Origin of the sequence: Methylorubrum subtropicum, from assembly GCF_038442325.1 — a bacterium.
Taxonomy (GTDB): domain Bacteria; phylum Pseudomonadota; class Alphaproteobacteria; order Rhizobiales; family Beijerinckiaceae; genus Methylobacterium; species Methylobacterium subtropicum.
In genome coordinates this window covers 173,413-194,551 of record NZ_JBBXMW010000006.1, presented here as the reverse complement: position 1 = coordinate 194,551, position 21,139 = coordinate 173,413, and the positions used below count along the sequence as shown (strand labels likewise).

The window sequence follows — 21,139 nt, the reverse complement described above, 5'->3', positions numbered from 1 at the left end:
TTGTCGAGGCATTTCCACCGGAGCCGCCCCATGGCCGACGCAACCGACAAGAAAAACCCCGTCAGCCCCCCGGCGCCCCCCTGCACGCTCGTGATCTTCGGTGCCGCCGGCGACCTGACCAAGCGCCTGCTGATGCCGGCGCTCTACAACCTCGCGGGCGGCGGCCTGCTGGACCCGAATTTTTCCGTCCTCGGCGTCGATCACAACAAGCTGACGGATGAGGGCTGGCGCCAGGATCTCACCGACACGATGGCGTCGTTCACTCACGATCCGTCCGCCGAGTTCCACCCGGACAAGATCGACGAGAAGGCCTGGGGCTTCGTGCGCGAGCGCCTGCACGTCATGCAGGGCGATTTTGCCGACGATGCCACTTACCGGACGCTGGCCGAGCGGGTGCAGGGCAACGTCGTGTTCTACCTCGCGGTCGCGGCCCGCTTCTTCGCCCCCGTGGTCGAGGGCCTGGGCCGAGCCGGCCTGCTGAAGCAGGCGGACGGCGCGTTCCGCCGCGTCGTCATCGAAAAACCGTTCGGCTCCGACCTCGCCTCGGCCAAGGCGCTCAACGCGAAAATCCTGGCGCAGGGCGACGAGAGCCAGTTCTACCGGATCGATCACTTCCTGGGTAAGGAGACCGTCCAGAGCATCATGGCGATCCGCTTCGCCAACGGCATGCTGGAGCCGGTCTGGCGGCGCGAGCATGTCAGCCACGTCGAGATCACCGCGGCCGAGACCATCGGCGTCGAGGCGCGCGGCGGCTTCTACGAGCCGACCGGGGCGCTGCGCGACATGGTGCCGAACCACCTGTTCCAGTTGCTCGCCATGGTGGCGATGGAGCCGCCGAACTCGTTCGAGGCCGAGGCCGTGCGCGGCGAGAAGGCCAAGCTCGTCGAGGCGGTGCGCCCGATCCGGCCCGAGGACGCGGTGCGCGGCCAGTACGCGGCCGGCCGGGTCGATGGCCGCGACGTGCAGGCCTATCGCGACGAGCCGGACGTGGCCAAGGACTCGCGCACCGAGACCTACGTCGCGCTGAAGCTCCAGATCGAGAACTGGCGCTGGGCCGGCGTGCCGTTCTACCTGCGCACCGGCAAGCGGATGAGCCGGCACCACACCGAGATCGCGGTGCACTTCCGGCCCCCGCCCTTCCGGCTGTTCTCCGACACCCCCGTCACCGAGCTGACGCCCAACGTCCTGCGCCTGCGCATCAGCCCCGATCCGGGCGCGACCACGACGCTCAACGTGAAGCGCCCGGGGCCGCAGATGCACATCGCCCCGGTCGAGAACGGGTTTCGGTACGGCGACTTCTTCGCGACCTCGCCGACGGTCGGCTACGAGACGCTGATCTACGACTGCCTGATGGGCGACGCGACCCTGTTCCAGCGCGCCGACCAGATCGAAGCGGGCTGGGCCGCCGTCGAGCCGCTGCTGCAAGCCTGGAAGGACGCGCCGGTGGTGCCCTACGAGGCCGGCAGCGCCGGCCCGAAGGAGGCCGACGAACTGCTCGCCCGCGACGGGCACACGTGGCTGCCGCTGTAGAAGTCTTTTCGACCGGCCGATCCCACCCAACTCCCTCATCCTGAGGTGCCGCGAAGCGGCCTCGAAGGAGGGCTCCAGGGATCGCGCGCGAGCTGGAGCCCTCCTTCGAGGCTCCGCTTCGCTGCGCACCTCAGGATGAGGGGAGTGGGTGGGATACAAGCGGCGCGTCGAGGCGGCCGAAAGCCCCCTCCTGGCCCCGACTTGTATTAATTTCGCCACACTGTCGTGGCCCTGCATCAGCGATGCCGTTCCTGTCGCGACGCAATCGAGAGACGCCGTCCGACGCCCCGTCCGCGGAGAGCGGCGTGGTCGCGCCGCAGCCCTTCACCGCGCCGCCGCGGGGGCCCGGCTGGATCGGCGCCGCCGTCGTCGTCGTCGCGCTGATCTCGGCGAGCGTCACCTTCCTGATCTTGGCAGGCCTGATCAAGGTCACGCCGTCGCAGAACACCGGCATCACGCTGCTGGCGATCAACGTCGCGCTGGTGCTGTGCCTCGTCATCGTCATCGCCTGGGAATCGCGCGTCTTCCTCCACGCGCGGCGGGCGCACGCGACGGTGGCGCGGCTGCACACCCGCATCGTCGGCCTGTTCAGCCTGATCGCGATCCTGCCGACCATCCTGCTCGCCATCGTGGCGACCGTGACGCTCGACCGCGGCCTGTCGCTCGGCTTCACCGACCGGGTCCGCGACGTGGTGCTGAAATCCGTCCAGATCGCCGACGCGCATCTGGAGAACCAGTGCCAGTCGCTGGCCCGCGAGATCCGCATCCTCACCGACGACCTGACCCGGGCGCGCCCGCAATTCGACGTGAACCGCGAGTGGTTCGAGTCGTTCATGACCACCCGCGCCCAGGCGCTCGGCCTGCCGATCGCCAAGATCATGCGCGGGCCCAACGACATCGTGGCCCGCGCCAACATCGACGTGCTGAAGCAGACCCGGCTGCCCTCGGCCGCCGCCTTCGAGGACGCGGCCAAATCCAGCGACCCGATCTGCCTGCTACCGAACGAGGGGCGGGTCTTCGCGGCGCTGCTGCGGATGCCGGCCTACGACAACGCCGTGCTGCTGGTGCAGCGGGAAGTGAGCCAGCTCGCCATCGACTTCCCCGGCGTGTCCCGCGCGGCGGCGGCCGAGTACCTCGCCTTCGACGACCTGCGCTACTCGATCCAGGTCACCTTCGCCTCGGTCTTCGTGCTGATCGCGCTGATCACCCTGCTCTCGGCGGTGTGGTTCGGGCTCAACTTCGCCAACCGCTTCGTGGCGCCGATCCGCCGCCTCATCAACGCCGCCGACGAGGTCGCCGCCGGCAATTTTTACGCCCGCGTTCCTGCGCGGAAATCCGACGGCGACCTCGCGCATCTCGGCGAGAGCTTCAACACCATGACGCAGGAGCTGCGCCGCCAGCACGACGGCTTGCGGGCGGCGAGCGACCTGATCGATCGCCGCCGCCGCTTCACCGAGGCCGTGCTGTCCGGCGTGTCGCCGGGCGTCCTCGGCGTCGATGCGGGCGGGCTCATCACCATCGCCAACCCGAGCGCGGAAAAGACGCTGGGCTTGAGCGCCGCCGAACTCGTCGGTCGCCCGCTGACCGAGGCGGTGCCGGAGATCGCCGCGCTGTTTCCGGAAGCCGAAGGCCGCCACCGCGCCTTGCAGCAGCAGATCCAGCTGGTGCGGGGAGGGCGCGAGCGCACCATCGCGGTGCGGGTCACGAGCGAGCAGGCGCAAGGGGAAGCGCGGGGCTACGTGGTGACGCTCGACGACATCACCGACCTCGTCACCGCGCAGCGCACCTCGGCCTGGGCCGACGTGGCGCGGCGCATCGCCCACGAGATCAAGAACCCGCTCACCCCGATCCAGCTCTCGGCCGAGCGCATCCGGCGCAAGTACGGCAAGGTCATCGTCGCCGACAAGGAGGTGTTCGAGCAGTGCACCGCCACGATCGTGCGTCAGGTCGACGAGATCAAGCGCATGGTGGACGAGTTCTCCTCCTTCGCCCGGATGCCCAAGCCCGCCATCACCCAGCAGGATCTGGCCGAGATCGGCCGCCAGAACCTGTTCATGCTGCGCATGGCGCATCCCGACATCGACTTCCCGTTCGAGACGGTCGGCGAGGACGAGCGCGGGCGCGTGGTCGCGGCCTTCGACGTGCGGCTGTTCTCGCAGGCGCTCACCAACATCCTCAAGAACGCCGTCGAGGCGGTGCAGGCCGTGCCCGAAGAGGTGCTGACCGCCGACGGCGGCCAAGGCCGCGTGAGCCTCAAGCTCACCGTCGAGGGCGCCTTCGTCGTGATCGACGTGACCGACAACGGAAAAGGCTTTCCGGCGGAGGGGCGCCAGCGCCTGCTCGAACCCTATATGACGACCCGCGAGGGCGGGACCGGCCTCGGGCTGGCGATCGTGTCGAAGGTGCTCGAAGAGCATGGCGGCGGGATCGAGCTCAACGACAACCCCGAGGGGCGCGGCGGACAGGTCCGCATGCGGCTGCCGCGGGATGTCGGCGAGGGCGCCGGATCGGAACGGGACCGCCCGGCGGGCGCGCCGCGAGACGGGACGACGATGGACAAGAACAGGGAGGGCGCCATGGAAGCGCGACGCGTCGCGGAGATGCAGCCATGAGCGCCGACATCCTGATCGTCGACGACGAGGCCGACATCCGCGACCTCGTGGCCGGCATCCTCGACGACGAGGGCCACCGCACCCGCACCGCCGCGGGCTCCGACGAGGCGCTGGCCGCGATCGAATCGCGCCGGCCCCACCTCGTCTTCCTCGACATCTGGCTCCAGGGCTCGCGCCTCGACGGCTTGCAGGTGCTCGACCTGATCAAGACCGGCCATCCCGACCTGCCGGTGGTGATGATCTCGGGCCACGGCAACATCGAGACCGCGGTCGCGGCGATCAAATCCGGCGCCTACGACTTCATCGAGAAGCCGTTCAAGGCCGACCGGCTCATCCTCGTCGCCGAGCGCGCGCTGGAAGCCTCGCGCCTCAAGCGCGAGGTGCGCGACCTGAAGGTGCGCTCGGGGCAGGCGAGCCGCATCGTCGGCGGGTCGGTCGCGGTTAACCAGCTGCGCCAGACCATCGAGCGCGTGGCGCCGACCAATGCCCGCGTAATGATCTCGGGCGCGCCCGGCGCCGGCAAGGAGCTGTCGGCGCGCACGCTGCACGCGGCGTCGGCGCGGGCGAGCGGCCCGTTCGTGGTCATCAACGCGGCGACGATCACGCCGGAGACGATGGAAGCCGAGCTGTTCGGCGTCGAGGCTGGCGAGGGCCGGGTGCGGCGCGTCGGCGCGCTGGAGGAGGCCCATGGCGGCTCCCTCTACATCGACGAAGTCGCCGATATGCCGAAGGAGACGCAGAGCCGCATCCTGCGCGTCCTCGTCGATCAGAATTTTCAACGCGTCGGCGGCACGGCCCGCGTCCACGTGGACGTGCGCATCATCTCGTCCTCCTCGCGCGATCTGCCGGAGGAAATCGCGGGCGGGCGCTTCCGCGAGGACCTGTTCCACCGGCTCTCGGTGGTGCCGATCCGCATCCCGTCGCTCGCCGAGCGGCGCGAGGACGTGCCGGAACTCATCGCCTTCTTCATGGAGCAGATCTCGGCCGCCACCGGCCTGCCGCGGCGGCGCATCGCCGAGGACGCGATGGCGGTGCTGCAATCCCACGACTGGCCCGGCAACATCCGCCAGCTGCGCAACAACGTCGAGCGGCTGATGATCCTGACCCAGTCGGACCCGGAGCAGGAGGTCACCTCCGAGATGCTGCCGACCGAGATCGGCGCGCTGGTGCCGACGACCCCAACCGGCGCGGGCGGCGAGAAGCTGATGAGTCTGGCTTTGCGCGAGGCGCGGGAGATCTTCGAGCGGGAATATCTCGTGGCGCAGATCGCCCGGTTCTCGGGCAACATCTCGCGCACCGCCGAGTTCATCGGCATGGAGCGCTCGGCCCTGCACCGGAAGCTGAAGTCGCTCGGCATCGGCCCCTGAGACGATCCGCTCCTGGCACAACAGGGGTATGGCGACGCTTGGGCGCGAGGAAAGGCTTGCGTCCGGAGAAGCTTCGCCCTGTAATGGGACCGCTTGGGGAAGCGGGTTTCGGCGATGCGGGCGGTCGGGTTCCGCGCGGTCCGAATTGTGCTCCCGCGATGCCGGTGGCGAAACAAGGATAAGAAAAATGGCGGGCGAGCGCGCTCAGAACCTCCAGGACACGTTCCTCAACCATGTCCGCAAGAACAAGATCCCGCTGACGATCTTCCTCGTCAACGGCGTCAAGCTCCAGGGCGTGGTGACGTGGTTCGACAACTTCTGCGTGCTGCTGCGCCGCGACGGCCACTCGCAGCTCGTCTACAAGCACGCGATCTCGACGATCATGCCGGGCCACCCCGTACAGCTGTTCGAGCCGGACGAGACCGCGCCCGAGAAGGCGTGAGACTCAGCGCCCGACGCGTGAGGCGCGGATGCCGAGCCTGTAGATGATCAGGCCGGCGGCCAGGGCGATGGCGGGACCCAGCGCCAGCAGGAACAGGTCGCTTGTCGTCATTCGACGAGTTCTCCGAGCAGGCGGATCGCCAACAGATGTAGGCCGACGCCGACCGCGAGGAAAGCCAATGCCGCGACGGCGGTCGGCCATGTTCCGCGTGAGGCCGCTCCCTGGATGCCGAAGGCCACCGCAGCCAGCGGCGTGATGAAGCCTGCGGCGATGGAAGCGATGGCGATGCCGTTCAGCGCGGTGGCCCGGAGCTTCGTGCGCTCGTTGTGGATCAGGCTCACCGGATCGCCCCCGTCGTCGCCTCCGGTATCGGCACGCCGCATCGACCGCGGCAAGCCGCGGAGCCATGACGGAGCCGACACGTTCGTGTGAAGCGGGCCCGCATTCTACTGAGGGACGTCGGCCGGAACCGCGCCCTCGACAGAGTCGATTCCTGATCGAAATAACCGGTGAGGCGCCGGAACCGGGTTGGACGGGTTCGCGCACGAGGACTTCATGACAGAACCGCTCACCCCCGGCGAAGCGCGACTCCAGCGGCAGGCCGCCCCCGAGGGGGAGATCGCCGCCTCGACCCGCACGCTGGTGGTCGGGCCGTATCTCACTCGCGTGGCGCAGCGCTTCGCGCCGGGCCAGCCGGAGAACACCCGCTCCGACGACGCGCGGCTCGACGAGGCCGTGGGGCTGGCCGCCGCGATCGAACTCGACGTGGCGCAGGCGATCGGCGTGCACGTGCAACGCCCGCGGCCCTCGACCTATCTCGGCAAGGGCCGGGTCGAGGAGATGGCGGGCCTCGTCAAGGCGGACGAGATCGGCCTCGTGGTAATGGACTGCGCCCTGTCGCCGGTGCAGCAGCGCAACCTCGAGAAGGCGTGGGGCACCAAGGTCATCGACCGGACCGGCCTGATCCTGGAGATTTTCGGACGCCGCGCCTCGACGCGGGAGGGCACGCTGCAGGTCGAGCACGCGCATCTGGCCTACCAGAAGTCGCGGCTGGTGCGGTCGTGGACACACCTGGAGCGGCAGCGCGGCGGCTTCGGCTTCCTCGGCGGTCCCGGCGAGACGCAGATCGAGGCCGACCGCCGGATGATCCAGGAGCGGATGACCAAGATCGAGCGCGATCTCGACGCGGTGGCGCGCACCCGCGGGTTGCACCGCAAGAGCCGGGCGCGGGTGCCGTACCCGATCGTCGCGCTGGTCGGCTACACGAACGCGGGCAAGTCGACGCTGTTCAACGCGCTGACGAAGGCCGAGGTCAAGGCGCAGGACATGCTGTTCGCCACGCTCGACCCGACGGCGCGCGCCACCAAGCTGCCGCACGGCGAGACGGTGATCCTGTCGGACACGGTGGGCTTCATCTCGGACCTGCCGACCTCGCTGATCGCCGCGTTCCGGGCGACCTTGGAGGACGTGATCGAGGCCGACATCCTGCTCCATGTGCGCGACGTCTCGCACGGCGACACCCAGGCCCAGGCCGAGGACGTGGAGCAGGTGTTGCGCGAACTCGGGATCGAGGCGGATGCCGAGCGGATCGTCGAGGTGTGGAACAAGGCCGACCTTCTGGACGAGGGCGAGCGCACCCGGCTGCTCAACCTCGCTTCGGCCCATCGCGGCGCGGGGCCGGCGCCGATCCTCGTCTCGGCGCTCACGGGCGAGGGGCTGCCGGCGCTCGCCGAGCGGATCGAGGGGCAGGTGGCGCGGGCCCGCTCGACCTTCGCGCTGACGCTGCCGCCGGAGGACGGAGCCGCGCTCAACTGGCTCTACGAGAACGCCGAGGTGCTGGACCGGCAGGCCGAGGACAGCGGCGAGATCGCGCTGACGATCCGCATCGCCCCGGAAAAGGAACCCAGATTCCTCAACCGCTTCGAGGCGGCCCGCCGCATCGCGACGCCGTAACGGGATTCCGAAGGGCAAGCCCTTCGGCGGGTCGTCAGGGCAGAGCCCTGACACGAAGAAGCCCGGTGCCGCTTGAGCGGCACCGGGCTTCTTCATTTCGGCCTCAGTCCTTCGGCGCGGCATGCGCTGCCATGGCGAGGCTGTGCCTCAACCCGCCGCCGCCGCCGACCACTTCGACGCGGGCGCCGGCCTTGGCGCGGCGGGTCGCCCATTCCTGGATCATCTCCAGGCAGGTGTGATCGACGTGGTGGAGGTCCTGGGCGGCGAGTCGCACGGGGCCGTCGTCGGGGGTGCGTTCCAGGGCCTCGTTGAGGTGGGGCAGCTGGAGGAAGGTGGCCGAGCCCGAGAGACGCAGTTCCGGCACGGCCTGGAGGGTCCCGCCCTGCACGGTCTGCGCGGCGCCGCCCTCGATCCGGAGCCTGCCCTTGAGGAGGTGCGGCACCACCTGCACGAGGCTGAGGGCCAGCCCGATCAGCACGCCGGTGAGCAGGTCGGTGGCGACGACCATCACCAGGGTGACGAGCCAGATGGCGGCGGTGGCCATCCCGTAGCGCTGGAGCAGGTGCTTCGCATGCGCCGGGCTGACGAGGCGCCAGCCCGTCACCACGAGGATGCCGGCGAGCGCCGCCGTCGGCACGAGCTTCAGCACCATCGGCAGGACGAGCAGGAAAGCGAGGATCCAGCTGCCGTGCAGGATGGTGGAGGCGCGGGTGGCCGCCCCCGCCTGGACGTTGGCCGAGGAGCGGACGATGACGCCGGTCATCGGCAGGCCGCCGGCCAGACCGCAGAGGACGTTGCCGACGCCCTGCGCGCCGAGTTCGCGGTTGTACTGAGTGCGCGGGCCGTCGTGCATGCGGTCCACGGCGGCGGCGGAGAGCAGGCTCTCGGCGCTGGCGACGACGGCGAGCGTGATCGCCATGACGATCATGGCCGGCTCGGTGAGGCGGCTCCAATCGCCCGCACCCGGCAGGGCCACGGCCGAGAGGATGTTTTCGGGCACCTCGACGCGCTTGACCGCGAGGTCGCCGATCACCGCCACCAGCGTGCCCGAGACGACGCCGACCAGCGCGCCGGGCAGGAGCTTGAGGCGAGCCGGGCGGACCTTCTCCCAGCCGATCATCGTCACGATGGTGACGAGGCCCACCACGATGGCGCCGAAGCGGTTGCCCTCGCCGGAGACGAAGTTGAAGAAGGCGGCCGGGATGGCCACGAGGTTGTCGAGGCCGCTGGCCTTCGGGAGCGCGTCGGTCAGGACGTGGATCTGCGCCAGCACGATGAGCACGCCGATGCCGGCGAGCATGCCGTGGACGACCGCGGGCGAGATCGCCCGGAACCAGCCGCCGACCCGCAGGGCGCCCGCGAGCAGCTGGATCGCGCCCGCCGCCACGAGCACCGGCCCCAGCGCGTCGATGCCGTGGGTGCGCACGAACTCGAACACGATGACGGCGAGCCCCGCGGCCGGGCCGCTGACCTGAAGCGGGGCGCCGGCGAGGAAGCCGACGACGATGCCGCCGATCACGCCGGTGATGAGGCCGCGCTCGGCCGGCACGCCCGACGCGATGGCGATGCCCATGCAGAGCGGCATCGCCACGAGGAAGACCACGAAGGAGGCGGGCAGGTCCCGCGCGAGGGTCGGCGGGATCAGCCGCGAGAGGGAGGCACGCATGGCGGATGCCCTCACTCGGCCGCGACGGCGACGCGCGCCATCTCGGGCGCGGCGATGCGCTGGGCCGGCATGTGGGCGACCGGCATGTCGCCGGCCTGATCGATCGGCACGAAGCGGCCGGCCTCGCCGCAATAGGCCAGCACCTGCCCGCTCTCGATCTCGAAGAACCAGCCGTGCAGGCGCAACTGCCCCTTGGCGAGGCCGGCGGCGACGCTCGGATGGGTGCGCAGGTTGCTGAGCTGGACGACGACGTTCTCCAGCGCCAAGGCGCGGTGATGGTCCTTCGGGTCCATCCCGGCGGGATAGGCCTCGCAGACGATGCGGCTCGCCGCATGGCTGTGGCGCAGCCAGGCGGCGACGTTCGGCATGGCGGCGAGCGCGTCCGGCGTCATCAGCCCCTTCATGGCGCCGCAATCGGAGTGGCCGCAGACGACGATGTCGCGCACGCCGAGCGCCACCACCGCGTATTCGATCGCCGAGGAGACGCCGCCGTTCTGCTGGCTGAAGGGCGGGACGATGTTGCCAGCGTTGCGGCAGACGAACAGGTCGCCGGGGCCGGACTGGGTGATGTGCTCCGGCGAGACGCGGGAATCCGCGCAGGCGATGATGAGCGCCTGCGGATGCTGCCCGTCGCGGACCAGCTGCCGGTACATCTGCTGCTGCCCCGGAAAGATACTTCCGCGGAAATTCGAGATGCCTTGGATGATATCGTCCACGCCGATCCTCGTTCTTCGAGATCGCTTGCACGTACAGTTCGTTGCAGCGACTGAGATATTCGGTGCGGCAGGTCAGTTTTTATCCCGCCGCAGGCGGTTTCGACTTTTGCGAGCGAAGGCTAACCCCGTTTCGACTTCGAATGACAGGGCAGAAATAGCCTGAAGGCGTTCACGAGACCGTGTGGCCGGGGCACGTTCTTGTGCGGTGCGATCATCCCGGACAGGCGACAGCGCGCCACCGGGATGGCCCGGGACGGTCAGGCCCGAGAGGGCCGGCGCGGGGAGGCGGGGAGGCGGCGCGGCCCTTCGACCGCGCCGCCCGATCATCGTTTAGCGAACCGGACGGCGCTTCTTCGGCAGGCTGCCGGTGGTCGCCCAGTTCGGATCGACGTCGCCGCGGCGGATCGCCGAGCGGACGGGGCCGCCCTTCACGCCGGCATTCTCGCTCAGCATGGGCGCGCCGAGGATCTGGCCGGTGCCCGCGCGCTGCGAGTGGAGCGAGCGGGGGTCGTGGTAGGGGTCGTCCTGGTAGCTGCTCATGAAGCCGCCGCCGGCCGCCTGACGGCTGCCGCTGCCGGATTCCGCCTGAGCCGCCAGCGGCAGGCCGACCATCGCCAGAACACTGAAAGCAACGATACCCTTCATGACGCTTTGATCCTCGTTAATCCCTGAGACTTGAACTTTTCTGTTCGTACTTCTCTGACAAAACGAGGCTATTGCTTCGGGAATTATTTTGAAAGTGCGAATTGTCACGCAAATATATTCAAAAAATAATCCGCCCCTGCGCGACCGCCGGGTGCGCGCCGTCACGACACGGGCCGGGCGGCGCCCGTGTCGCGGGATGCATTCAGGGGGCGGCGGCGGAAACATCGGAGGGGGAGGGGCGGGCATTCCCGCATTCGTCGCGGTCGATCGCCCGGAAAAGGGGTTGCGCGGCCCCGGCCGGAAAGCTAAGAGCGCCGAGCCCTCTGGGGCGTCGGAGTGTAGCGCAGCCCGGTTAGCGCACTAGTCTGGGGGACTAGGGGTCGTGGGTTCGAATCCCGCCACTCCGACCATTACTTCACAGGGATCGAGCCTCGTCTGCGCCGAGGCCTTCCGGGGCGGTCTGCGAGCCCTGTTTCCGCCGATGTTCGTCCCGTATCCAACGGCCGTGGTATTCGGCAGCCTGCTCCCAATTCAGCATCCCGGCCGGTCCTGCCGACGGCCTGCGTCCGGCCCGCTCACGGCCTCACCGTGAAGCCGCCGCGTCGCGCGCAGCAGATTTGGCGAGATCGGCCCGCTTGCGTCCACTACGTCGGCTTTCGCAACGACCGCTACTGGAACGCCTACCGCATCTGGGGCGGGCCGCGGATGATCCATCGCAGGTGGGACCGGATCGCCCGGTACGAGGTCGGGCCCAGCGATGTCGTGATCTTCGCCGAAGGCGACGAGCATCAGCCCCTGCCGGCCTACAACGCCACCGACATCGACGAGCGCTGGCTGTAGGAACCGGATTGGAGGCCATGCACCGAACCCTGAGCCGGTCGTGCCCGTTGCCCGCCTGACCCGACCGACCGCCCCGCCGTCCCCCTTCGCCGAGACCCGCCTTCATGGCCCGCAAGCGCCTGCGCCCCACGATCGAGAGCCTGGCCGAGTCCGTCGTGCGGCTCGGCCTGCCGGCTCGCAGCGGCGATCTCGAAGCCCTGCGGGTCCATCTCGAACTGCCGGAAATGGGGGCGGAGGTCGAGGACGAGCGCGTCGCCCGGGCGCTGCGGGAGAGGGCTGCGGCGCGCGCCTTCGTCGAGACCGGAATCCCCGCGCTCAAGCGCGCCATCCCGGCGCTGAGGGCCACGGTCGCGAAGGACGACGGCGTGGTCTGGACCTTCCGCGTCGCGATCCCGCTGCTCGATGCCGGCCGGATGGATCTGCGGGTGGAGGCCGGCCCCGAACGCGAGGCGGCCGAAATCCTGGCGGACATGGCCGCGCGCAACGATCCGACCCATCGCCTCGACGGCCTGCGTGCCGCCCTGACGGGGGCCGAAGCCGAGATCGTCGGCGCCCTGCGCAAGCCGATCGACCGGCTCAGGGGCCAGATCCTGGCCGACCTGCGCGAGGTCGGCGCCGACGCCGCCGCCTATCTCGAACACATGGACCGCTCGCTGCGCTCCCGCCAATTCCGCTTCGGTCCCAAGCTCGCCCGCTCGCTGGCGGATGCCCTGGCGCCGGTGCGCCAGCGGGCCAAGGCGGTGGCCCGCGAGGGCTCCCGCCTGCGGCGCCTGCGCGATCAGGTCGGGTTCGGGGCCTACATCGAAAAATTCGGCGCGGCGCGGCGGCTGAACCGGCGCATCCTGTTCCACATGGGGCCGACCAATTCGGGCAAGACCTACGCGGCCCTGCAAACCCTGACGGAGGCCGCCACCGGCGCCTACCTCGCGCCCCTGCGGCTGCTGGCTCTGGAGAACTACGAGGCCCTGCGCGAGCGCGGGCTGCGGGCCGGCATGGTCACCGGCGAGGAAGTCCTGGGCGAGACCGACCCGACCCACACGGCCCGCACCATCGAGACCGCCGACCTGTCGCGCCCGATCGACGTCGCCGTGATCGACGAGATCCAGATGCTCGCCGACCCCGACCGGGGCTGGGCCTGGACCAACGCCCTGTTCGGGGTGCCGGCCCGGACCGTCATCGTCTGCGGCTCGGACGACGCCCTGTCCTACGTGCGCCGCGCGGCGGAAGCTGCCGACGAATCGCTGGAGGTGATACCCTTCGAGCGCAAGTCGCCGCTGCTGCTGCAGGACGAGGCGGTCCCGCTGGAGACGGTCGAGCCGGGCGACGCCGTGGTGGCCTTCTCGCGGCGCGCCGTGCACGAGAACCGCGAGATCCTGGTCGCCCGCGGGCACCGGGTCGCGACGATCTACGGGGCGCTCTCGCCCGAGGTCCGCCGCGCCGAGGCCGCACGGTTCCGCTCGGGCGAGGCGAACGTCCTCGTCACCACCGACGCGGTCGGGATGGGCCTCAACCTCGGGCCGCTGAAGCGGATCGTCTTCTCGGCCGTGCGCAAGTGGGACGGCACCGGGGAGCGGGCGCTCACGAACTCGGAAATCCGCCAGATCGCCGGCCGCGCCGGGCGCTACGGGCACCACGAGGTCGGCTACGTCGCGGCGACCGACCCCATCGCGCTCGAGCCGATCCGCCTTGCGCTGTCGGGCGCGCCGACGGCGCCGGCCGCCGACACCCGCTTCTTCGTGCGCCCCGACCTGACCGCGATCCGCTCCGTGGCGGAGGAGATGCGCACGAACAGCCTCACCGAGGTGATGACGCATTTCGCCCGCGCCACCTTCTACGCCGGCTCGCCCTTCCAGCCCTCGGCGCTCGAGGAGATTCTGGACGTGGCACGCACGATCGACCGCGCCCGCCTGCCGATCGAGGAGAAGTTCGTGTTCTCGGTCTGCCCGATCAACCGGCGCGACGAGATCGCCATGGGGATGCTGGAACGCTGGAGCCAAGCCCGCGCCGGGGGCGCGACCGTGCCGGCGCTGCGCGCGAGCCTCGCGGGCGAACTCGATTATCAGGAGCGGACGGTGAAGCTCGCCAGCGCCTATCTCTGGCTCGCCCGGCGCTTCCCCGAGACCTTCGACGACGTGGAGGCGATCCTGCAGATGCGGGGGCGCGCCAACGACGCGATCGAGCACCACCTGCGGGAGACGGCGACGCGCAAGGCGGAACGCCGGACCCGCCGCCCCATCCAGGCCCGGAATTAACAGCAACGAGAGACCTTCCGGGTCGGCCTTGGTTCGACCATGACGGCATGGTCCCGGTCCCAGATCGCCGATCCGGAGCCGTCCATGCGATCCATCCCGCTGCGTGCCCTGATCCTCGGGACCGCGCTCCCACTCGCGCCGGCGGCGGCGCTGGAGCCCACCCCGGCGGCTTCGCCGACCAGCGACCTGTCGCGGATGAGCGTGGTCCCGTCGCCGAACGCCGCCGCGGGGACGCTGGCCAAGCTCCTGGCCGAGCGGGCGCCGCTGGCATCCCCCACCTTCACCGGCGCGACCCGCGTGCTCGGCCCGTTCGAGGGCTCGGTCGACATGGCCTCGCCGCGCGACACCACGTCCCTGCACCAAGTCTACGCCGTCAACCGGGGCCCGAACACGGCCAGCGGGCTCGGGCAGACCTACATCTCGTTCGCGACCAACCCGAATTTCGACGTCGCCCACACGGTCATCGCGGATTTCCGCGGCACCCATGCGACGAACACCCAATCCAAGCTCGGGCAGTTCATCCAGGTCGGCTCGCCCGCGACGGCGACGGGCAAGGTCGGGGCCGCGGTCGCCGAGTGGAACCTGACCAACCGGGGCGCCGACACCGGCTATCAGGCCAGCCCCTCCAGTCCCACGGTCTATCCGGGCAACCCGCTGCAACAGGTCGGGGGCCTCAACCTCGTCCCGGAGGCGAACTTCGCGGGCGAGCCCGGCGTCGGCACCAACGTCACCTACGGCGTGATGGTCTCGCCGTCCTCGAACCCGTCGCCCCGGCTCGGCGGCGACGTTCCGCGTACCCATACCGGCTTCGGCACCGACCGGAACGCGCTGGTGCCGACGGCGCAGGCGGCGCAACTCGGCGGCGGAGGGCGCGGCTTCTCGTTCTGGGGCGGCACCAGTGCGGCGCTCGCACCCTACGGCGTCGGGCAGGCCTGGGGCTTCTGGAGCCACGGCATCGACCTGTCCCGCGCGACCTTCGCGGCCAACGATCCGATCCGGGTCCGGCGCGGGCAGGCGGTGGTGTGGACCGACGAGGCGGGCGCGACCTTCGCGAGCCTCACCGTCGATCGCGCGGGCCAGCTCACCCTGACCGACGCCGCGGGCGCCGCGACGACGCTCGGCGCAAGTGGGTCGAGTGGCGCTTGGGCGACCTACACGCCGGCCTACGCCCCGACCGGCGGCTCGGGCGTGCGGGTGACGCACAGCCACGCCAGCTACGAGATCGTCGGCAAGACCCTGCGGATGCAGGCGCGGTTCCAAGTCGCCTGGACCGGCAAGGCCCCGGCCTCGCTCCAGCTGTCGCTGCCCGATGGCGTCAGCCTGAAGGACGCCGCCGTCGGCTCGCTCGCCAACCTCACCTCCGGGGCCGGCGGCACCGTGATCGGGACGCAGAGCGGGACCCGCGTGACCCTCGGCAACACCGCCTTCGGCGCGAGCGGCAACGCCCTCACCATGAGCTTCACAGCGGAGATCAACTGAAGTCCTGGGATTCCGAAGGGATCATCCCTTCGGCGGGGTTTGGGGCGGAGCCCCATGATGGCTTCGCCGACCAGGGCTCTGCCCTGGACCCGCGAAAGGACTTGTCCTTTCGAAACCTCGGACTTGGCTTCAGCTTCGCTCGCGGCGCAGGCGCACGATGGCGCGGTCGAGGGCGCCGAGGAAGGCGGAGCGGTCGGCCTTCGAGAACGGCTTCGGGCCGCCGGTGATGGCGCCGGCCTCGCGAAGCTCCTGCATCAGGTTGCGGGTGGCGAGCGCCATGCCGACGGAGGCGTCGGTGAAGGCCTTGCCGGTCGGGCTCAGCGCCACCGCGCCGGCCTTCACGCAGCGGCTCGCGAGCGGCACGTCCGCGGTGATGACCACCGCGCCGGGGCTCGCCCGCTCGGCGATCCAGTCGTCGGCGGCGTCGAATTGATCGCCGACGACCACGCGCTCGATCCAGGGCTCGCGGGGCAGGTTGAGGAAGCCGTTCGAGACGACGAAGACGTGGAGCCCGTAACGGCCGGCGACGCGATACACCTCGTCCTTCACCGGGCAGGCGTCGGCATCGACGTAGATGCGGATCGGGTCGGGCGCGCTCATGCCGCGCGCCTCGCCGCGAGAACGATGCGAGCCGCCGCGCGGCTCGGCTCCTCGTCGCCAGGCAACCGCATCATCCCGTCGATGCGGCTCAGCGCGTCGAGCTGGGTCCGGCGGGCCGAGCCGCCAGCCATCAGCGGGGCGAGCGTGTCGGCCAGCCGCTCGGGCGTGCAATCGGTCTGCACGAATTCCGGCATGGCGTTCTCGGACAGGATCAGGTTCGGCAGGACGATGGTCGGCACCTGGATCAGGCGGCGCGCGATGACTTCCTCCACCCGCGAGACCCGGTAGGCCACCACCATCGGCACGCCCGACAGCGCGAGTTCGAGGGTGACGGTGCCCGACGCCGCGAGCGCGACCCGCGCCCGGCGGAAGGTCGCGTACTTCGCGGCCTCGCCGTGGACGATGCGCGGATGCCGGTCCCAGGCGACCGCGAGGCGCTCGATCAGCGCCCGGTGGCGGCTCACCGCCGGCAGCTCGATCTCGAACGGGCCGACGCGCTTGGCGAGTTCCGAGATCGCCCGGCCGAAGACCGGCATCAGCCGCTCGATCTCGGAGCGGCGCGAGCCCGGCAGCACCGCGAGCACCGGCGGGCGGCCCTCGCGGATCGCCTGCTCCTCGGCGGAGGGGCGAAGCTCGGACAGGCGCTCGATCAGCGGATGGCCGACGTAAGAGCAGGGCGGGCCGCCGAGACGGCGATGCGCCTCCGGCTCGAACGGGAGGAGGGCCAGCACGTGGTCGATGAAGGGCACCATGCCCTTGGCCCGCCACGGCCGCCACGCCCAGACGCTCGGCGAGACGTAGTCGACGATCGGCAGGCCCGGCAGGCGCTTGCGCACGCGGGTCGCGACCGCGTGGGTGAAGCCGGGGCTGTCGATGATGACGAGCACGTCGGGGCGCGCCGCCACCACGTCGTCCACGGTCTCGCGGATGCGCCGCAGCAGGGTGCGGGCGCGGGCGAGCACCGGCAGGTAGCCCATCACCGCCACGTCATCGATGGGGAAGAGCGAGGCGAACCCCTCCGCCGCCATGGCCTCGCCGCCGACGCCGCCGAGCGTCAGCGGCGCGGGCGAGAGGGCGCGCAAGGCGCGGATCAGCTTGGCGCCGAGCTGGTCGCCGGAATCCTCGCCCGCCACCAGCCAGATTTTTTGATGGAGGCTCACGGCGCGACCTCCAGGCCAATGAGGAAGAGCCCGGCGGCGTCCGCGGCCGCCACCGTCGCGCCCGCGTCGATCACCAGGGTGTGGCCGGCGCCGATGGCGATGCCGGCGCAGCCCGCGGCCGCCGCGCGGTGGATCGTACGCGGGCCGATGGCGGGTAGGTCGATGCGCAGGTCCTGGCCGAGCTTGGGCAGCTTCACCAGCACCGTGCCCTTCGGGGCGCTGCCGTAGCCGAACGGCTTGCGGCCGAGCGCGCGGGCGCGGATCAGCATCCGATCGGTGCCCTCCGGCCCCTCGACCGCGATCACCCGCTCGGCGGCGACCACCGCGGCTTGCCCGACATCGAACGGGCTCAGCGCGCCGAGCATGGCGCGGCCGGTGGCGATCGAGAGGGCGGCGTCCTTGTCCGGCGCGTGCCTGCCGAGGCGGCCGGGCCGCCCGAGCAGGTCGGGGGCGACCTCGTGGACGCCGAGCACGCGGTGGCCGTTCTCTTCGAGCAGCGACAGCACGGCGCGCAGCAGCCGGTCGTCGCCGCCAGCGAGCCCCCGCAGGATGTCGCGGTTCTTCACCGCGTGGGCGGCGTTGAGGAGTGCCGCCGGGCTCGGGCGGGCGACGCCGCCCGCGGGCACCACGGCGTCGGGCGCCCATTCCTTGAGGATGCGCAGCGTGCCGGGGATGTCGAGGAGATCGACGGTCGCGTCGGCGCGCGCCCGCATCGCCCGCTCGGTGAAGCCGCGCACGGCCAGCACCCGGAACGGCCGGCCCGCCCGCTCCAGCGAGGCGGCGACGAGTTCGGGCAGGCGGCCCGCCCCGGCCACCAAAGCGAGCGGCCGGGCAGCCCCAACCACGCTCAGACCGCCGCGGCGACGGCGCGGGGCGTGCAGATCGAGCGCTTGCCGCCCTCGCGGATGAACGAGAGGATCTCGTGGATCGCCGGATGGGTGTCGAACTCGGCGGCCACGTCCTCGACCCGCTCCATCAGCGTGCCCTCCTGCGCGAAGAGCAGGCGGTAGGCGCGGCGGAGCGCATGGATGTCCTCGCGGGAGAATCCGCGGCGCTGCAGGCCGATGATGTTGAGGCCGGACAGGTAGGCGCGGTTGCCCAGCACCATGCCGTAGGGAATGCAGTCGTTCTCCAGCCCCGACAGGCCGCCGACGAAGGCGTGGTCGCCGACGCGCGCGAACTGGATCACCGCCGCACCGCCGCCGAGGATCGCGTAGTTGCCCACCGTGCAATGGCCGGCGAGCATGACGTTGTTGGAGAAGATCACGTGGTCGCCGACGCGGCAATCGTGCCCGACATGGCTGTTGGCCAGGAAGGCGCAGTGGTTGCCGACCGCCGTCTCCAGCCCGCCGCCCGCGGTGCCGGGATTCATGGTCACGCCCTCGCGGATCAGGCAATCGGCGCCGACCGTGAGCGTCGAGGGCTCGCCGCGATACTTCAGGTCCTGCGGCGGATGGCCGATCGAGGCGAAGGGGTAGATCTTGGTGCGCGCGCCGACCGTGGTGCGGCCGGCCACGACCACGTGGCTGATGAGTTCGCAGCCGTCGCCCAAGGTCACCTCGGGGCCGACATGGCAGAACGGGCCGATCCGCACGCCCTCGCCGAGGCGGGCGCCGTCCTCGATCACGCTGCTCGGGTGGATGCCATCGTGCACGGGCTTCACTCCGTCACCAGCATGGCGCCGATCTCGGCCTCGGCGACGAGGGTGCCGTCGACGCGGGCCTCGCCGCGGAACCACCACATCGTCTTGCGCTGCTTCATCTTGGTCATGTGCAGCCGCACCTGGTCGCCGGGGACGACGGGTTTACGGAACTTGCATTTGTCGATGGTCATGAAGAAGACCTGCTTGGTCTTCAGCTCCGCCGCCCGGTCGCCGATGACGTGGCGGCAGCAGATCGCGCCGGCGGTCTGGGCCATGGCCTCGATCAAGAGCACGCCCGGAAACACCGGCATGCCGGGGAAGTGCCCGGTGAACTGCGGCTCGTTGGCGGTGACGTTCTTGATGCCGATGCAGCTCTCGTCGCGGTCGATCTCGATGATCTTGTCGATCATCAGGAACGGGTAGCGGTGGGGCAGCAATTCCAGAACCTTCTGGATATCGGCCGATCCCAGCTCCCGCGGCTCTTCGCTCATCGGTCCCAACGCTCCCCGCTCGACGCATCCGAGGGCGGCCTTTGCCGCCCGCTCCGGCGACCCTGTCCGGCTGAATGCGGCCTCTTCGGCAGAAAATCGGGCGGATGCAAGACGTTTGGGGCGATCGGGCCACAGCGGACGCGCCCGGCGTCGGAGAACCGGCCCGCCATCGGGCAACCGGGGCGCAACCGCCGCTGCGCATCGACATCTGCATTCGCGCGGAACGGTCCGCGCCCCACGGTAGTTATCGCGCTCCGCTCCAAGGCCTCGGATGGTGTCTCCGGCCTTATGGCCAAGCTTTATTCAATGCCGGTCAGTGACGGAACGGCGTGAAAATCATCTCCAAACGCCAAGTTTTTTGGCGAACCGTTTCGATATCTGCCGCGTTTGAAGGCGTCTTTCGAATTTGGAGGTTACGCCATGAGAACGGTTGCATTGGGTCTTGCCGCCCTGCTGATGAGCACCTCGGTCTACGCTCAGGGCGCGGCCGGTGCCGGCGCCGAGCGCGGCGGCATGCAGGCGGGTGCCGAGCGCGGCGGCGCCTCGGGCGGCATGCAGTCCCGCGGCGGCGGCGAGGGCATGGGGTCCGAGCGCGGCGGCGCCGGCATGAAGGCCGACAAGGCCGAGCGCGGCGCCATGAAGGGCGGCGACGCGAAGGGTGACGCCAAGGGCGACATGGCCGGCCGCGAGGCGGGTGGCCGCGGCGGCGACATGGACAAGGCCGAGGGCAAGGCCGGCAAGGGCGACATGGCCCGCGAGGGTCGCGGCGAGCGCGGCATGGACGGGCGCGCCGGTCGCGACCGCGACACCGCAGACCGGGGTGAGCGCGGCGAGCGGATGCGCGGCGACCGCAGCGAGCGTTCGAGCCTCCGCGAGAACGACCGCACCCGCGTCAGCAGCCGCACCGACGTGCGCTCGACCACGGTGGACGGCGGCTACCGCCGCGAGGGCCGGTTCGTGTTCATCGGCGGCCAGCGCGTCGTCTACGGCTCGCCCGAGTACCGCCGCCTGATCGTCAGCGAGCGTACCACCTCGGGCCCGCGCCGCTACGTGACCATCCGCGGCCAGCGGGTGATCTACGGCTCGCCGGAATACCGCCGTCTCGTCAGCGTCGGGGGCGAGAGCCGCCGTTACGTCACGGTCCGCGGCCAGCGCGTGATCTACGGCTCGCCCGAGTACCGCCGCCTCGTCAGCGTCGGCGAGGAGCGCCGCTACGTGACGATCCGCGGCCAGCGCGTCCTCTACGGCTCGCCGGAATACCGTCGCCTCTCCACCACGGTCTCGACCACCGAGCGCACCGGCGGTGCCGTCAGCGCCGGCTTCAGCCAGAGCCGCTCCAGCCGCACCGACGTGCGCAACGCCAGCCGCACCGAGACCCGCGATTCGCAGCGCAACGAGCGCAACGAGATGCGCGGCGACCGTCGCGACCAGCGCATGGGCGGCGACAAGGCCATGAACGACAAGGGCATGAACGAGCGCGGCATGCGCGAGGGCAAGGACAACAAGGGCATGGAGCGTGACGGCATGCGCAATGCCGGCATGCGCGGCGGCGAGGGCGGCGACAACGTCCGCAACGCCTCCGACAAGGGCGGCGCCGACCGCGGTTCGATGGGCCGCGGCGGCGAGGCCGGCGGCATGAAGGGCAACGCCTCGGGCGGCATGGAGTCCGGCCGCGGCGCCGGTGGCCGCGAGGGCATGGGCGCCCGGTAAGGGTCTGCCCTGAGCCGCGCCCCTCCGTGGGGCG

18 protein-coding genes and 1 tRNA gene are annotated in these 21,139 nt (G+C 70.6%); 10 read left to right on the top strand and 9 right to left on the bottom strand.

The window, feature by feature from the left end:
* Positions 1-30: 30 nt before the first annotated feature.
* From zwf to hfq, 4 genes are all read left to right on the top strand, one after another.
* Entirely contained in the window at positions 31-1,530 is a 1,500-nt protein-coding gene (gene zwf / locus AAHG03_RS11060; RefSeq protein ID WP_342150710.1) for a glucose-6-phosphate dehydrogenase, read from the top strand.
* Between the two features lie 242 nt (positions 1,531-1,772).
* On the top strand, positions 1,773-4,142 hold the full coding sequence (locus tag AAHG03_RS11055; protein ID WP_342150709.1) for a sensor histidine kinase NtrY-like: 2,370 nt from the start codon (positions 1,773-1,775) through the stop codon (positions 4,140-4,142).
* Positions 4,139-5,509: a nitrogen assimilation response regulator NtrX gene (gene ntrX / locus AAHG03_RS11050; protein WP_342150708.1), complete on the top strand. Its 1,371-nt coding sequence runs from the start codon at positions 4,139-4,141 to the stop codon at positions 5,507-5,509. The genes AAHG03_RS11055 and ntrX overlap by 4 nt, the downstream gene beginning before the upstream one ends.
* A 187-nt stretch (positions 5,510-5,696) precedes the next feature.
* Positions 5,697-5,951: an RNA chaperone Hfq gene (gene hfq / locus AAHG03_RS11045; protein ID WP_003600267.1), complete on the top strand. Its 255-nt coding sequence runs from the start codon at positions 5,697-5,699 to the stop codon at positions 5,949-5,951.
* 107 nt (positions 5,952-6,058) lie between these two features.
* On the opposite strand, the gene AAHG03_RS11040 is transcribed toward hfq, so the two are convergent.
* Positions 6,059-6,292 carry a hypothetical protein gene (locus AAHG03_RS11040; RefSeq protein ID WP_342150707.1) on the bottom strand — a complete coding sequence of 78 codons (234 nt, stop codon included), beginning with the start codon at positions 6,290-6,292 and terminating at the stop codon, positions 6,059-6,061.
* Between the two features lie 214 nt (positions 6,293-6,506).
* Between AAHG03_RS11040 and hflX the strand changes: the two genes are divergently transcribed.
* A complete protein-coding gene (hflX, locus tag AAHG03_RS11035) occupies positions 6,507-7,904 on the top strand; it encodes a GTPase HflX (RefSeq protein ID WP_342150706.1) in 1,398 nt (465 codons plus the stop codon).
* Positions 7,905-8,007: 103 nt separating this feature from the next.
* On the opposite strand, the gene AAHG03_RS11030 is transcribed toward hflX, so the two are convergent.
* The 3 genes from AAHG03_RS11030 to AAHG03_RS11020 all read right to left on the bottom strand — a co-directional run bounded on the left by AAHG03_RS11030 (position 8,008) and on the right by AAHG03_RS11020 (position 10,931).
* Positions 8,008-9,570, bottom strand: coding sequence for a SulP family inorganic anion transporter (locus AAHG03_RS11030; protein WP_342150705.1), 1,563 nt, complete (start codon positions 9,568-9,570; stop codon positions 8,008-8,010).
* Positions 9,571-9,581: 11 nt separating this feature from the next.
* Positions 9,582-10,286: a carbonic anhydrase gene (locus tag AAHG03_RS11025; RefSeq protein WP_342150704.1), complete on the bottom strand. Its 705-nt coding sequence runs from the start codon at positions 10,284-10,286 to the stop codon at positions 9,582-9,584.
* A 330-nt stretch (positions 10,287-10,616) separates the two neighbouring features.
* Positions 10,617-10,931 carry a hypothetical protein gene (locus AAHG03_RS11020; protein WP_342150703.1) on the bottom strand — a complete coding sequence of 105 codons (315 nt, stop codon included), beginning with the start codon at positions 10,929-10,931 and terminating at the stop codon, positions 10,617-10,619.
* A gap of 332 nt (positions 10,932-11,263) precedes the next feature.
* Here AAHG03_RS11020 and AAHG03_RS11015 point away from each other — a divergent pair.
* The 4 genes from AAHG03_RS11015 to AAHG03_RS11000 all read left to right on the top strand — a co-directional run bounded on the left by AAHG03_RS11015 (position 11,264) and on the right by AAHG03_RS11000 (position 15,502).
* Positions 11,264-11,341, top strand: a tRNA-Pro gene (locus AAHG03_RS11015).
* 178 nt (positions 11,342-11,519) lie between these two features.
* Positions 11,520-11,771, top strand: a complete 252-nt coding sequence (locus AAHG03_RS11010) for a hypothetical protein (protein WP_342150702.1) — start codon at positions 11,520-11,522, stop codon at positions 11,769-11,771.
* Positions 11,772-11,875: 104 nt separating this feature from the next.
* Positions 11,876-14,023: a helicase-related protein gene (locus AAHG03_RS11005; protein ID WP_342150699.1), complete on the top strand. Its 2,148-nt coding sequence runs from the start codon at positions 11,876-11,878 to the stop codon at positions 14,021-14,023.
* A gap of 84 nt (positions 14,024-14,107) precedes the next feature.
* Complete coding sequence (locus AAHG03_RS11000) at positions 14,108-15,502, top strand: hypothetical protein (RefSeq protein WP_342150697.1); 1,395 nt, start codon at positions 14,108-14,110, stop codon at positions 15,500-15,502.
* Positions 15,503-15,631: 129 nt separating this feature from the next.
* Here the strand turns inward: AAHG03_RS11000 and AAHG03_RS10995 are convergent, their stop codons facing one another.
* From AAHG03_RS10995 to fabZ, 5 genes are read right to left on the bottom strand one after another with little or no spacing between them, the layout of a single operon-like run.
* Positions 15,632-16,102, bottom strand: coding sequence for a YaiI/YqxD family protein (locus AAHG03_RS10995; RefSeq protein ID WP_342150695.1), 471 nt, complete (start codon positions 16,100-16,102; stop codon positions 15,632-15,634).
* Positions 16,099-17,262 (bottom strand): lipid-A-disaccharide synthase, encoded by a 1,164-nt coding sequence (gene lpxB / locus AAHG03_RS10990; protein ID WP_342150693.1) that lies wholly within the window; start codon positions 17,260-17,262, stop codon positions 16,099-16,101. Before lpxB ends, AAHG03_RS10995 begins: the two co-directional genes overlap by 4 nt.
* Positions 17,259-18,107 (bottom strand): LpxI family protein, encoded by an 849-nt coding sequence (locus AAHG03_RS10985; protein WP_342150691.1) that lies wholly within the window; start codon positions 18,105-18,107, stop codon positions 17,259-17,261. The genes lpxB and AAHG03_RS10985 overlap by 4 nt, the downstream gene beginning before the upstream one ends.
* Before the next feature lie 2 nt (positions 18,108-18,109).
* Positions 18,110-18,916 carry an acyl-ACP--UDP-N-acetylglucosamine O-acyltransferase gene (lpxA, locus tag AAHG03_RS10980; protein ID WP_342150690.1) on the bottom strand — a complete coding sequence of 269 codons (807 nt, stop codon included), beginning with the start codon at positions 18,914-18,916 and terminating at the stop codon, positions 18,110-18,112.
* A 5-nt stretch (positions 18,917-18,921) separates the two neighbouring features.
* Positions 18,922-19,395, bottom strand: coding sequence for a 3-hydroxyacyl-ACP dehydratase FabZ (gene fabZ, locus AAHG03_RS10975; protein ID WP_342150688.1), 474 nt, complete (start codon positions 19,393-19,395; stop codon positions 18,922-18,924).
* 420 nt (positions 19,396-19,815) lie between these two features.
* On the opposite strand from fabZ, the gene AAHG03_RS10970 reads away from it, so the two are divergent.
* Positions 19,816-21,105 carry a hypothetical protein gene (locus AAHG03_RS10970; RefSeq protein ID WP_342150687.1) on the top strand — a complete coding sequence of 430 codons (1,290 nt, stop codon included), beginning with the start codon at positions 19,816-19,818 and terminating at the stop codon, positions 21,103-21,105.
* Positions 21,106-21,139: the final 34 nt, after the last annotated feature.